At 32.2% G+C, this 14529-nt stretch carries 13 protein-coding genes; 11 read left to right on the top strand and 2 right to left on the bottom strand.

All coding sequences use genetic code 11. The features are described 5' to 3' along the window. The first annotated feature begins 2 nt into the window (after window positions 1–2). From ACFO3N_RS21670 to ACFO3N_RS21625, 10 genes are all read left to right on the top strand, one after another. The gene (locus tag ACFO3N_RS21670) at window positions 3–1478 is read left to right on the top strand and encodes a RagB/SusD family nutrient uptake outer membrane protein (RefSeq protein ID WP_379800961.1); all 1476 of its coding nucleotides are present in this window, start codon (window positions 3–5) and stop codon (window positions 1476–1478) included. 17 nt (window positions 1479–1495) lie between these two features. After that, on the top strand, window positions 1496–2353 hold the full coding sequence (locus ACFO3N_RS21665) for a substrate import-associated zinc metallohydrolase lipoprotein (RefSeq protein WP_379800960.1): 858 nt from the start codon (window positions 1496–1498) through the stop codon (window positions 2351–2353). Between the two features lie 16 nt (window positions 2354–2369). Beyond that, window positions 2370–3710 carry a DUF4302 domain-containing protein gene (locus ACFO3N_RS21660; RefSeq protein ID WP_379800959.1) on the top strand — a complete coding sequence of 447 codons (1341 nt, stop codon included), beginning with the start codon at window positions 2370–2372 and terminating at the stop codon, window positions 3708–3710. An 86-nt stretch (window positions 3711–3796) separates the two neighbouring features. Then, on the top strand, window positions 3797–3970 hold the full coding sequence (locus ACFO3N_RS21655) for a hypothetical protein (RefSeq protein WP_379800958.1): 174 nt from the start codon (window positions 3797–3799) through the stop codon (window positions 3968–3970). 282 nt (window positions 3971–4252) lie between these two features. Then, a complete protein-coding gene (locus tag ACFO3N_RS21650; RefSeq protein ID WP_379800957.1) occupies window positions 4253–4441 on the top strand; it encodes a hypothetical protein in 189 nt (62 codons plus the stop codon). 246 nt (window positions 4442–4687) lie between these two features. Further along, window positions 4688–5434 (top strand): 3-oxoacyl-[acyl-carrier-protein] reductase, encoded by a 747-nt coding sequence (gene fabG, locus ACFO3N_RS21645; protein WP_248726777.1) that lies wholly within the window; start codon window positions 4688–4690, stop codon window positions 5432–5434. 99 nt (window positions 5435–5533) lie between these two features. Next, window positions 5534–7561, top strand: coding sequence for a hypothetical protein (locus ACFO3N_RS21640; protein WP_379800956.1), 2028 nt, complete (start codon window positions 5534–5536; stop codon window positions 7559–7561). A gap of 11 nt (window positions 7562–7572) precedes the next feature. Beyond that, window positions 7573–7914, top strand: coding sequence for a hypothetical protein (locus ACFO3N_RS21635; protein ID WP_379800955.1), 342 nt, complete (start codon window positions 7573–7575; stop codon window positions 7912–7914). A 24-nt stretch (window positions 7915–7938) separates the two neighbouring features. After that, window positions 7939–8835 carry a LysR family transcriptional regulator gene (locus tag ACFO3N_RS21630; protein ID WP_379800954.1) on the top strand — a complete coding sequence of 299 codons (897 nt, stop codon included), beginning with the start codon at window positions 7939–7941 and terminating at the stop codon, window positions 8833–8835. Between the two features lie 73 nt (window positions 8836–8908). Beyond that, window positions 8909–9874, top strand: a complete 966-nt coding sequence (locus tag ACFO3N_RS21625) for a YeiH family protein (protein ID WP_379801022.1) — start codon at window positions 8909–8911, stop codon at window positions 9872–9874. A 150-nt stretch (window positions 9875–10024) separates the two neighbouring features. On the opposite strand, the gene ACFO3N_RS21620 is transcribed toward ACFO3N_RS21625, so the two are convergent. Then, window positions 10025–10825 carry a hypothetical protein gene (locus tag ACFO3N_RS21620; RefSeq protein ID WP_379800953.1) on the bottom strand — a complete coding sequence of 267 codons (801 nt, stop codon included), beginning with the start codon at window positions 10823–10825 and terminating at the stop codon, window positions 10025–10027. 324 nt (window positions 10826–11149) lie between these two features. Here ACFO3N_RS21620 and ACFO3N_RS21615 point away from each other — a divergent pair, with 324 nt between their 5' ends. Beyond that, window positions 11150–12148, top strand: a complete 999-nt coding sequence (locus tag ACFO3N_RS21615; RefSeq protein WP_379800952.1) for a zinc dependent phospholipase C family protein — start codon at window positions 11150–11152, stop codon at window positions 12146–12148. Window positions 12149–12225: 77 nt separating this feature from the next. On the opposite strand, the gene ACFO3N_RS21610 is transcribed toward ACFO3N_RS21615, so the two are convergent. Continuing rightward, window positions 12226–14361, bottom strand: a complete 2136-nt coding sequence (locus ACFO3N_RS21610; RefSeq protein WP_379800951.1) for an LTA synthase family protein — start codon at window positions 14359–14361, stop codon at window positions 12226–12228. Between the last annotated feature and the right edge of the window lie 168 nt (window positions 14362–14529).

Raw genomic sequence — 14529 nt, 5'->3', positions numbered from 1 at the left:
TCATGAAAAACTTAAAAATAGCATTATCCCTATTAATACTTATTTGTATTACTAGCTGCGATGATTTCTTGTCGGAGAAACCAGATAATAGAACCGAAATTGATACGCCAGAAAAAATAAAAGAATTATTAGTAGAAGCTTATCCTCAAATGAGTTATTTCGAGATTGCTGAAACTATGTCTGATAATGTTTTTGATAGCGGATTGCCAACTACGATTATTAGGAATGAGCAAAATTACAATTGGGAAATTAATACAGATGCAACTGATATTGATACTCAGGCTTATTACTGGGATGCTTGTTATAAAGCAATTGCACATGCTAACAAAGCGTTAGAAGCAATAGAAGAGTTGGGAAGTCCGGCAAGCTTAAATCCGCAAAAAGGTGAGGCTTTGATGGCTAGAGCGTATTCGCACTTTATGCTGGTTTCATTATGGTCAAAACGTTACAATCCAGCAACTGCAGATACAGATTTAGGGGTTCCTTATGTAACAAAACCAGAAACGGAATTGATAACAAAATACAAAAGAAATACGCTTGCTGAAGTGTATGCTTTTCTTGAAAAAGATATTGAAGAGGGTTTAAAATATGTGACAAACGATTATAAAGAACCAAAATTTCATTTTAATGTAGCGGCTTCAAAAGCTTTTGCTAGTAGATTTTATTTAGTAAAAGGGAATTGGGATAAGGTAATTGAATTGTCTGATGATTTAGGTTCTAGACCGTCAGCAATAAGAGATTTTTCAGTTTACGAACCTTTAAGTGTAGAAGATCAACAGTTAAAATACGGAGCTAGTGATGTTGGAACCAATCTTTTGATCGTTTCTGCAAATACTATCGTAAGTAGAGTTTACCATTTAAATCGTTTTAATTTATCAGGTTTACGCCGTCCAGAAATTTTTGGAACAAGTACAAATCTTTTCGGAAAAGCGTATTATTATAATTTCTATTCTTCAAACGGAAGTATTACATTGTTCTTGCCTAAGTTTTATGAATACTTTAAATATTCTAACGTAACAGCTGGAATTGGAGATCCTTATGTTGCTGAAGTATTATTAAGCAACGATGAGTTTTTCTTAAATAGAATCGAAGCGCATGTTATGAAAGGAGATATCGCTACTGCTACTGGAGAATTAGAATATTTCTTAGCAACAAGAACTCCAACATACAATCCGACAACAGATAAATTGACTGAGGCTAGAGTAGTGGCTAAATTCCCTGTAATTGCAGACGAATATACGCCATTCTATACAATGAATCCAGTGCAGACCTCTTATGTAAAAGCAATTGCAGAAACAAGAAGAAGAGATTTTATACACGAAGGACTTAGATGGTTTGATATTAAACGTTTTAACCTAGTGGTTAGACATGAGACATCAAACAAGCCAGCTAATATTTTAGTAAAAGACGATAACAGAAGAGCATTGCAAATTCCGTTGCACGCTTCAAGTACTGGTATCGAACTAAATCCTAGATAATCTTAAAAATGAAAATTATGAAATTATTAAAATATAATAAAATTGCGGTTTTAACTCTAGTTTCGATAACTCTATTTTCATGTGGAAGCGATGACTTGCCTGGAGAAAGCCAATTAGATTTTACTCAACCAGAAAAAACAACTTTAGATAATTGGATTGATGCTACTTATTTAAATTCATACAACATTAATGTTCAGTATAAATGGAATCAAAATACGGTAGACAATAGCCGTTATTTATTTCCGCCAGACGTTAATAAAGTAAAACCTGCTCTTGAAATAGTTGAAACAATTTGGCTTAAAAGTTATGCTGCCATTGGAGGTCCAGATTTTGTAAAGAAAATTGCGCCAAGAGAAATTGTTTTGGTTGGAGGAGTTAATTTAAATAGCGTTGGAACCAAAACTTTAGGTTTGGCCGAAGGAGGACAAAGAGTTACTTTGTTTGAAACCGATTATATCGATAAATCGGATCGCGAAAACGTAGCACAGTTTATACATACAATTCAGCACGAATACATTCATATTTTAAATCAGAACAAACCTTTTGACGAAAAAACATGGAAAACGCTTACACCAGGAGGTTATACTGCAGATTGGTACAATTTTGAAATTGAAGAATCAAATGAGCTTGGATTTATTACAAGTTATGCAAGATCAAATATTAATGAAGATTTTGCAGAAACGGCAGCAATGATTCTAATTTATACAAAAGCAGAATACGCGGCATTTTTGGATGGTATAGAAAATCCTTTTGCTCTTCAGGCTTTAAAATCAAAAGAAGCTATTGTGGTTAAGTATTTCAAAGAAGCATTCAACATGGATTTTTATGCTTTAAGAGACGAAGCAGAAAAGAATACAACATCTGTAATAAATTAAAACAAGCATTATGAAAATGAAACAACTATATAAGTACTTATTTGCAGCTGTTTTAATACTGCAATTGATCGCCTGTAATAATAATACAGATGCAGAACAACTTTTTAATGATACGCCTACCGCTCGATTAAATAAGCAAAAAACAGAGTTAAGCGAAGCATTGCTTTCATCTCAATATGGGTGGAAAGCAGTTTATTTTACAGATAATACGGTTTTAGGAGGATATACTCATTTATTCAGATTTGCTGACGATGGAACTGTGCAAATGGCATCAGATTTTGATGCTGATACAGCCACCTATAAAAGTGAATATGCAATTCAAGTAGGAAGCACGGTGAGTTTAACTTTTACGACAAAAAATAGAATTCATCTTTTGTCAGATTCAGACAATTATCCCATTCCAGCATTGCGAGCAAAAGGTTATTTAGGAGATTTTCAATTTTTGTACTATGGACAAGAAAATGGAGAAATCATTTTTAGAACCAACAGAAGTAATCAAGAATTACGTTTTGTAAAAGCAACTGCAGAAGATTGGACAGAATTGCCTAAAAATCTTCTGATGGAAAAAAATGTTATTGGAGGAGAAGAAAGACCACTTTTTAGACTATTAGAAACAAATGATGGCACGACTAAGCATAAATTTGATTTTTCATTTACAGCAGTAACGCGTTTTGCAAACTCAAATTCGATTGAAAACGGTTATTCTGTAAGCTACGACATGGGAATAGGATATTCTCCAACAGGAATTGTTGTAAGTCCAGCAGTTGAAGTAGGCGGGCAAAAACTATCAAACTTTGTTTATAACGATACCGATGGAAGCTTTACTGCTACTGGAACGGGTGGTGTGTCTGCAGTTATAAAGTATACTGACAAACCTTTAGTTCTTACAGACGATTATAAATTATTGCTTCCAGGTAAGCCATTAGCTTGGTTTGGATTCTTTGTAGACGATTACACAATCGATTCTCCTGCAAACTCACCATTATTTTACGCTGAACTAGCAAAAGTAAACGCATCGTTGCCGGCAGGACAAAGCATCGCATCTATTGAAATCTATAGCAATCATGCTATCGGAACTTTTATCTATTACACTTTTGTCGGAAGATCTCCTTTACAGCATCATGTTACTATTGAAGAAGACGCAGCAGGTAAGAAAATGATTTTGAAACATAAATCATGGAACGGAAATACTACCGTAGCGACACCATTCTTCTTGGCAAGTATTGATAAATACTTCATGGATCCGCAAGGAATTTATGTAAAAGCAGAAAGTTTCAGATTATTCTACGCAGATCCGGTTTATACATTTACAAGTGCTTCAAGTCCGTTTAGAATGACAACTTGGAAACTTAATTAATTTTAAAGAGCAGCTCATTTTTTTGAGCTGCTTTTATCCAGCATAATTTCTGAATCAAGTATATAACTTCTTAATTTATAGATATTATGATTAAAAAAATAATTACACCAGCAACAATAGCAATATTCTTTTGGCTAATAGGACTGCTGATTGTAAATGAATATTATTATCCATATTTAAGACCTTATTTGTATCTGTCAATAATAATTGCGATTGCTTGTGTAGTCATGGATAAGATTAATGAAGATAAAGACGAATAAATATTGCCAATAAGTTTTAAGGCTGCAAAAATATAATAGTGGTACCAACTGCATCTTTAAAAATGCTGCACAATCACATTGAAGATTTTTAGTTTTGTTTTTTTATTTTGGGGGAAACAGCTCATTTTATGAGCTGTTTTTGTTTTTTAAGTTTAATCTTTCTTTATGTAAATATATTATACTTTTTTTCTTATATTTAAAGCTGAAATTAATTTTTCATGTCTGAAAACTCAACAGACACTAAAGGATTGAGTTTACCAAAAAACCAAAGAACAAATAATTATGTTAAAATCAATTTTAAATTTTCAAGGGGTTGAGATTTTGAACCGCGACGAGCAAAGAAGTATTAAAGCTGGAGACTTAACTTGGGATTGTCAAACAGGAGATGGAGCCGTAATGGGGCAATACATTCATCCATGTATTGATCAGCCAGTTGAGATTATTCCAGCTCCAGAATTTGATTTGCCTTAATCATAGTGTCAGGGAAACTTTTAAGTAATAAAGCCGTTTCAAATTGAAACGGTTTTTTGTTTTATGCTAAAGAAAAGCTCTTATTTATAAATTACACTAATGCTATTTTTTTTAAAAAGGGAAATATTATATATTTGACAAGTCATTTATAGCATAGGTAAAACTTATGGAATTTTCTTTTTTTAGCAGAAAATGCAAATAAGTAATGGCACAAGCTGTAAAGAAATATTAACATTAATTTTGAATATGAAATTACTAGAAGGAAAAGTTGCAATTATTACTGGTGCAAGCCGTGGAATTGGAAAAGGAATTGCTGAAGTTTTTGCTAAAAATGGAGCAAATGTTGCTTTTACATACAGCTCATCTGCAGCATCTGCAGAAGCTTTAGAAGCAGAATTAAATGCTTTAGGAGTAAAAGCTAAAGGATACCAATCTAATGCAGCAGATTTTAACGAAGCGCAGACTTTTGTTGATGCTGTTTTAGCAGATTTTGGAACTGTTGACATCTTAATCAACAACGCTGGAATTACAAAAGACAATTTGTTAATGCGTATGTCTGAGGCAGATTTTGACCAAGTAATAGATGTGAATTTGAAATCGGTTTTTAATATGACAAAAGCGATTCAGAAAACTTTCTTGAAACAAAGAGCAGGATCTATCATCAATATTAGCTCTGTTGTTGGAGTTTCTGGAAACGCAGGTCAAACAAATTATGCAGCTTCTAAAGCAGGTGCAATCGGATTTACTAAATCTGTAGCTCTTGAGTTAGGTTCTCGTAATATTCGTTGCAATGCAATCGCTCCAGGTTTTATCGAAACTGAAATGACTGCAAAATTAAGCGAAGATGTAGTAAAAGGATGGAGAGAAGGTATTCCGTTGAAACGCGGAGGAACTACAGAAGACGTTGCAAACGCGTGTCTTTTCTTAGCTTCAGACATGAGTGCTTACATTACAGGACAAGTTCTTAATGTTTGCGGAGGAATGCTTACTTAATAGTTTTCAGTGTTCAGGTTTTAGTATTCAGTTTTTCTGACTCTGAACACTAAAACAAGTCTGATCACTAAAAAACTGATTACTGAACACCAAATAAATATGACTACAAACACGATTCTTTTATTATTGCTTTCTTTAGTAATTGCTGGTGGTTTGTCGTATTTTCAATATTTTTTCAAAGCCAAAAGTAAATCCAATGTGATTATACTTTTGGCTTTTTTACGTTTTCTGGCCATTTTCGGATTGTTGGTTTTATTGATCAATCCGATTATTTCAAAGAATTCTCTCGAAATCACCAAAACACCTCTAGCAGTTGTTGTTGATAATTCGAGTTCTATTGCTGCTTTAAAATCAGACCAGAAAGCGGTTGAATTATACCAAAAATTGGTTTCGAATCCAGCTTTAAAAGAAAAATTTGATGTTCAAACCTATCAGTTTGACAATGATTTTAAAACTTCAGACCAATTTGATTTCAAAGGAAATCAGACTAATTTAGACGAAGTTGCCAAAAATCTAAAAAGCATCCACAAAAATCTGATTTTCCCAACAGTCATTATTACTGACGGAAATCAAACTACAGGAAACGATTATGTATATCGTTTTGATCCTGTCAATAAAGTTTATCCTTTGGTTGTGGGAGATACAACCACTTTTTTTGATTTAAAAATCAATCAGTTAAACGTAAATAAATACGCTTTTCACAAAAATAAATTTCCAGTTGAAGTTTTTCTGCAATATGCAGGAGATAAAACTACAAATGCAGAATTTACCATTACGCAAGGAAGTACAGTTGTAGCAAAAGAAAAACTATCTTTCTCGCCATCAAAGAAAACAGCTTCTCTAAATTTGCTTCTTCCAGCCGACAAAGTAGGATTACAGATTTATAAAGCCAATATTCAATCATCTGCAAAAGAAAAAAATAGTTACAATAATGTCAAAAATTTTGCAGTAGAAATCATAGATCAAAAATCAACTGTTGCGATTGTTTCAGTTATAAATCATCCAGATATTGCCGCTTTAAAACGTTCAATTGAAGTTAATGCACAGCGTAAAGTAATATTAGTTAAACCAAATCAAATTAGCGATTTAGACGATATTTCTGTTTTGGTTTTATATCAGCCAACGACAGCTTTCAAAGCGATATTTGACAACAATAAATTAAAAGGAACAAATACCTTTATTATCACAGGAAACAATACCGATTTCAATTTTCTAAATCAGCAGCAGAACAATCTTGTTTTTAAAATGAGTAATCAGCGAGAAGATTTTTTATGTGAATTCCAATCAGCCTTCAACCTGTTTGCAATAGATAATATCGGTTTTGAAAATTTCCCGCCTTTACAAAATCCGTTTGGAAATATCAGCACCAACGGAAATATCTCTGTTTTACTTTCTTCAAAAATTAGAAACGTTTCTACAAATGCTCCATTGTTGGCTTTTGCCGAAAATCAAGGAAAAAGAACCGCTTTTCTTTTAGGTGAAAATAGCTGGAAATGGCGTTTGCAAAGTCATGTCGATAATCAGTCATTTGAAAAATATGATGTTTTTATGGATAAAATTATTCAATATTTAGCATCATCGACTTCAAAGAAATCGTTAGTAGTATCTCACGAAAGTTTTTATAATTCTGGAGAAGAAATCATTATTAACGCGCAATATTTCAATAAAAATTATGAGTTTGATGAAAAAGCCAGACTTACCATTACTGTTGTAAATACTGCGACGAAACAAACTAAGAATTATGATTTATTGAAAGGAAGTAATTCTTTCTCTGCTAATTTAGAAGGACTTCCAGCAGGAAAATATAACTTTACAGTAAAAGAATTAAACTCGAATACTTCATACGCAAGTCATTTTGAAATTTTAGATTTTGATATCGAAAAGCAATTCGTAAATCCAGACGTACTTAAATTACAGCAATTGGCTCAGCAAACAGGAGGAAAAGCTTTCTTCGAAGATCAAGCCGATCAGTTGATTAATACTCTTTTAGAAAACAAAGAATACAAATCAATAGAAAAAAACATCTCAAGTAAAACTCCAATTATTGACTGGGTTTGGTTGTTGATTTTGATTGCTACTTTACTAACAATTGAATGGTTTGTTAGAAAGTATAATGGGTTGCTTTAAAATGAAGTTTTATGTCTTTTAAAAAAGTTTTCATTTTCTTTAGTCTGTTTTTTTGTGCTATTTTTTTTTGGATTTACATAAACGCTAGAAAAGAAAATAGAAATGACTATCAATTTGTGATCACTGAAATTAATGAAAATGTAAAAGGTAACATCACTGTGGATGGTGTGGAAAAGAAATTCAATTTTGCTAATTTTAATTCTTATAAGATCGATATTCAAAAAGACGACAGTTTAGTTAAAAAAGCATTTTCAAAAAAAGTTTATATTTATAGAAAAGATAAAAAAATAGATAAATATAATTTAGTTTTATTATTAAACGAATCTGGAACATTTCCAATAGATTGGCAATAATTGTTTATCTTTAATTTTTTTGAAATGGATTTCAGGCTAAAAGTTTTCTACACCGTTGCGCTCCGCCTTAATTTTACTAAAGCGGCAACAGAGTTATATATTACACAGCCAGCAGTTTCCAAACATATTCAGGAATTAGAGGAAACGTATAAAACAAAACTTTTTGAACGAAACGGTTCTAAAATCGCTTTAACTCCAGCTGGAAAAATCCTTCTAAAATATACTAAAAGTATTTTTGATATCTATCGCGAAATAGACTTTGAAATGAGTTCTTTCAATAAAGAACGTCAAGGTTTATTACGATTAGGAGCGAGTACAACTATTTCTCAATATATTATTTCTCCCGTTTTGGCGCGTTTTCATCAGAAGCAAAAAGATATAAAAGTGAATTTGCTGAATGGAAATACAGAACAAATAGAAAATGCCTTAATCAATAAAGAAATCGAAATCGGAATTGTAGAAGGACAATCTAAAAATCAATCTATAAAATACATTCCGTTTTTAAAAGACGAATTGGTTTTGGTCTGTAACAGCAATAATCCTTTTGTCAAACAAAATGAAATTTCGGTAAACGATTTAAAATCAATGAAATTTCTAACTCGTGAACGCGGATCTGGAACACTTGAAGTTATAGAATTTGCATTAAAAAAAGTAAATTTAAAACTAACCGATTTACAGATAGAAATGCAATTAGGAAGTACAGAAAGCATAAAATCATATTTACTAAACTCAGATTGTTTTGCTTTTATGTCTATTCATGCTGTGAGAAAAGAGTTGAAAAATAAAGAATTGATTGTTTTAGATGTAGAAAAGTTATCAATAGAAAGATGTTTTTATGTGGCTACCTTACAAGGAAAATCAGATTCATTATCAGAACTGTTTATTCAAAATTTAGCTTCTCATTATAACTTGAAGTTATAGCCAATTGCAATTTACGATTGGCGTTTTCAATATAAACGGCGGAACTTTGCTTCATAATAACAATCCATTTATTTTGAAAACAAAAGAACAAACAACAGTACAATTATTTGAAATTAATCAGTCCTTACAGCAAGTCCTTTTTCTTGCCGTAATTCTATTGTGTGTATTTTCGATTATTTCTCCGCCAATGGCTCTTTTATTAGGCGTTTTAATTGTGAATCTTTTCGGAAATCCATTTGTAGAATTTAATCACAAAGCCATTACATTTTTACTACAGTTTTCGGTTGTTGGTTTAGGGTTCGGAATGAACGCCAATAGCGCTGTCTCAGCGGGTAAAGAAGGCTTTGTTCTAACGGTTTTTTCAATCTTCAGCACTTTACTTTTTGGATTATTGTTAGGGAAATGGCTTAAAACAGAGAAAAAAACGTCTCACTTGATTTCTTGCGGAACAGCAATTTGCGGAGGAAGTGCGATCGCTGCCATTTCGCCCGTTATCAAATCAAATGAAAATCAGACTTCAATTGCTTTGGGAGTTATTTTTATACTTAATTCAATTGCTTTGTTCATTTTTCCGTTTATCGGCCATCAATTAGATTTGTCACAAAAAGATTTCGGTCTTTGGTGCGCTATTGCCATTCACGATACAAGTTCTGTAGTTGGTGCTGCCAATAAATATGGCGCAGAAGCATTGCAAGTTGCTACGACAGTAAAACTAGCCAGAGCTTTATGGATTATTCCCATTTCAATCTTGACCGCTCTTCTTTTTAAAAGCAAAAATTCAAAAATAAAGATTCCTTATTTTATTGGTTTGTTTGTTATAGCGATGCTAGTAAATACGTATGTTCCGTCAACAGCCATTTTTACAGGACATCTTGTAGGCATTGCAAAAATTGGTCTAACCATAACTTTGTTCCTAATTGGAGCGACTTTAAACTTTGCCACTTTAAAAGCAGTAGGAGTAAAGCCATTGCTACAAGGCGTTTTTCTTTGGATTTTTATTGCAATTTTAGCTTTAGTGTCAATTCTTTATTTGAGCTAATATTTTTTAACCGCAAAGAGCACAAAGAATTACGCAAAGTTCGCAAAGTTTTTTGTGCAAAGCTTTGCGAACTTTGCGTTTTATTCAAAATTTTAGGTAAATAAACTTTGCGTTCTTTGTGGTAAAACTATACTCAAAGTTTTTCAACTATTATTTTACATTGGAGAATTTTACAATTGGTTTGTCAATCATTTTGTAAAATTTTCCTTTGAATGAATAACGTCTTTCAATCTCAAAATCAAATGCTTTTTTGGTTTTGGCCATTGTTGCAATTTCTTCAGGAAACGCAACGTCAAATTCATCTTCACCTCTTGCTTTTATATTATAAGTTCCTTTTGTGGTAATGATAATGTCTCTAAAATGTTTCTTAGGATTCTCATTGACTACTTTGTAAGATCCGCTCCAAGCGATAAAAGAAGAGTTAGTCAACTGATAATTATTGACTTCCAGAATAGGCTGATATTTTCCGCCAAAACCAGCAATCAGATAAAGATAGCCTTCATAAGCGCCGCCAGCACCACCGTTTGCATGAATTAAAGTGAAAGCATATTGATCTTCTCCAATTTCAACCAATTTAGGAGTCGGACATCGCGCAAAAGCCCCAAACGCAGCTACTGCAGGTTGAAAAGATCTCATTTCCCAAACATTATCATTCTTTGCAAACTTAGCCACGCCCAACAATCCACCAGAAAAACGCCCTGTTTGAAGTCCGTCTTCGTCATGAACAGAATGATTAAAAGCTAAAATTTTAAATTGATTTCCTTTTGAATCGCTGTAATCAATATTCGCTATAAGTCTAGTGGCAACGCCTTCTGCATAAGGAAACATTTGATCGCCTTCTACGCCATTTACATCAAGAAAAGGAGAAGGTTGGCATGATTTGCATTTCCAGCTTATAAACGTATTTTTATCAGAAAGATGATATAAATTGCCAGGAAATAGTTTTTGCATTGTTTTCTCACCGTTTAGCGGATCGGAAACTTTAAGGATTCTTTTTGGGTTTAATAGTGTATCGCTAACATTTTTTAGCTGTAAATCAGTTTCTTGTGCAAAGCAAAAAGTAGAAATTAATAGAAATAAATTTAAGGTAATATGGCGCATAAAATTGGATTTTGTTAGTAAAGCAAATGTATAAAGAAAATTAGTGTTAATATAGGCTTATGCTGTTTTTAAAGCTCAAAATATCAAAAAATAAAAATTGTAGAATCTTATTGATAGTATTTTTTGCGTATTCTTTAATTAAAGCTAAATTTGCTCCCTCTAATAAAAAAACAAATGAAAAAAATCCAAATGAGACCAAAATTAATCGCTTTCGGTGCATTAATTATTGGCTTTATTATGCTGTCATGGGGAAATGTTGGCCATGAGCGTATTAACAAAGCTGCTGTAATGGCTTTACCAAAACAATTACAGATATTTTTCTACAATCACATTGATTTTATTACACAAGAAGCTTCGGTTCCAGATATCCGTAAATATGCTTTAAATTATAAAGAAGAAGGCCAAAGACACTATTTTGATATGGAAAACTTTGGTGCTGCTGATACTTATCCAAAAACATTAGAAGAAGCGAAACAAAAATACGATGCTAAATTCTTATCGGATAACGGAATCTTGCCATGGTATTTGGAAGAAATGATGGCAAAACTGACTAAAGCTTTTAAAGAAAAAAATAAAGCTGAAATCTTATTCCTAGCGGCAGATTTAGGTCATTATGTTGGTGATGCACACATGCCATTGCATACTTCTGCAAATCACGATGGACAATTAACAGACCAAAAAGGAATTCATTCACTTTGGGAAAGCAGATTGCCAGAGTTGTTTGTTAAAAATTACAAATTAAATGTTCCTGAAGCGCAATATTATCCAGATGTTCACAAAGCAATTTGGGACTTGATCAACGATACGCACAGTTTAGCACAGCCTTTATTGGATATCGACAAAAAATTAAGAGTAGCAACTCCGCAAGACAAAGTGTTTAAAATGGATGCTGAAGGAAATGTATTGAAAACGAAATACAATACAGCTGTTTTCTCTGATGACTATGCTAAAAAACTGCACGAACAATTGAACGGAATGGTTGAAAGCCAAATGAAAAAAGCTATTGCAGCAACTGCAAGTTTCTGGTATACGGCTTGGATAAATGCTGGAAAACCAGATTTGAGTGATTTAGATGCGCCAGCTGTGACTCAAAGAAACTATCAATTTTTACAGGATGATTTGAAAATGTTCCAAAAAGGAGATTTGTTTGGAATGAAAAGTCAAAACGATTAAGTTTTTGTTTCAAGTTTCCTATTGAAATAGAAAAAAAGCCGCAAATTCATAATTTGCGGCTTTTTTGATTGCTTACATTAACGAATGTTTGCGTATAATTTTTTATTCTTATTGGTTAAATCTTTAAGCTGATATTCTTTCTCTTTCAACACGTAAGAAGCTGATTGATAATAAGAAATAGTTTCGTTAACTAGATTCTTGTTTTCTGTTTTCAATGGTATTTCATCATAATGAATTTGGAATTCGGGAGAAATACTAGCTTTGCTATTTTGTTTTAATTGAAACTGTTTGATCTGCTGTTTTGGAGATAAAATAGTCAAAACATTGTCTTTTATTAATCCTAAATCCTGATAGGTAGCAATAAAAGCTCTTGGCTGATAATCTGGTTTGAAAACATCACATCCAAAGAATTTACTTTGGTAATCAAAATTTAAAAGGCCAAATAATGTTGGCATAACATCTATTTGAGACATTAATTTAGTGCATTTTTCAGGCTTCATATCTGGAGTATATATTAAAGCTGGAATTCTATATTTATCTAACGGAAGTTCTGTTTTTCCTGCACTCGATGCACAGTGATCGGCAACAATTACAAAAACCGTATTTTTAAACCAAGGCTGTTTTTGAGCTTGCTTAAAGAATTGGCTTAAAGCAAAATCGGTATATTTTACACCGCCATCGCGAGATTTAATATCCCCAGGAATGTCAATTTTATTATTAGGATAAGTAAAAGGCCTATGATTGCTTACTGTCATAATATGATTGAAAAAAGGCTTATTCTCCTTCGCTTCAGCATTCATCACTTTAATCGCTTTGTTGTACATATCTTCATCACAAACTCCCCACACATTAGAAAAAGTAACTTCATTTTCGGCAAAACTAGATTTGTCAATAATTTGGTAACCATTTCCAGTATAGAAATCCTGCATATTATCAAAAAAAGCATCTCCTCCATACATAAATTTTACATTGTAACCTTTTTGAAGAAAGACAGATCCAGTCGAAAATTTGTTTTTATTATCCTCTCTTTTTACAACGCTTTCTCCAGCCGTTGGAGGAAGACACAAAGTTACGGCTTCTAGACCGCGTACAGTTCTATTTCCAGCCGCATACACATTTGTAAATAGCAGGCTTTTTTGAGCAAGACTATCCAAAAATGGGGTAATATTCTGTTCGTTTCCGTACGTTTTCATGAAATCCGCACTTAAACTTTCAATCGTAATTAAAACTACATTTTTATGTTGTTCTAGCGAATCTTCTTTTATTTCGTGCAAAGTGTTTTTTCCTGAAATAGCGGGCATTTCTTGCTTTAGAATTGCAAAAGCTTTTTCGTTTGGAATCGTTTTGTAGAATTTAAAATAATCTAATTTATTGTTTTGAAAAGCCAAATAGAACTTATAAATACCATTCGATTGCAGCTCATTAACAAATATGTTTTTAGAGTTTTCTGTTTTAGCTAAGCTAGGAATCGCCAATAAAGAAAAAACAAATAAAATGCCGTAAATGGCTGTAATTTTTAATTTTTCATTGAAGCTAGGAATCTTGTCAATATAGTTTCTTGATTTTTTTATGATAAAAAACGTAATAATTCCAGTGATAATAAATAATGCAGAGATAATAGGAATTACAGGATAAGACTGCATAATGTTTCCAATTACTTCATTGGTGTAAATCAAGTAATTGACAGCAATGAAATTGTATTTAACACCAAATTCATTCCAGAAGAAAAATTCACTTATTGCGTTTTGTAAAATCAGTAAAACATAAAGAAAAATTACAAAAGCAAAAAGCCAAAATCGGATCTTATCTCTGTGTTTTGGCAAGAAAAGAAAAAGCGAAAAAAGAAGTGTTTTTATCGAAACAAAAATTAAAATAATTCTAGGCAAAGCGCCGCCATATTCATCAAAAATGCTTTTTCCAGAAGCGATATAAATTAAAAGCGCCACAAAACTTCCAAAAATAATATATCCGTAAGGTTTGTTGTATTTAGAATTTGAAATAAAAATAAGATACAGCCACAAGAAACCTGAAGCTAAAATAAAAACAAAAAAGTCTGACACTAAGCCTAATGAAAAGATTTTCAAGCTTTCAGCAAAAGTAAACGAACTTTGTGTAATTGGATGAAACAGTAAAACTATTCTAAGTATGAAACTCACAATAAAATAGAATACTGTAAGATTGTAAAAAGGTGAAAGTTTTTTATAAAAATCCATATGTTTTATTTTTTTTACAAAATTACTTTTGAATGATTAATGCCAGATTAAGTTCCACTTTTACCTTACTTAACGTTAACTTAAAGTTTGCTTAAGATGCTGATTATCTTTATTTCTTGATAATTAGGTTTATTTCTGAGAGTGAAATTCTCTATCTTTGAATTGTAT

This window comes from Flavobacterium chungangensis (assembly GCF_042654045.1).
In the GTDB taxonomy this organism is placed as follows: Bacteria; Bacteroidota; Bacteroidia; order Flavobacteriales; family Flavobacteriaceae; genus Flavobacterium; species Flavobacterium chungangensis.
This window is presented reverse-complemented; position numbering and strand designations above follow the sequence as displayed.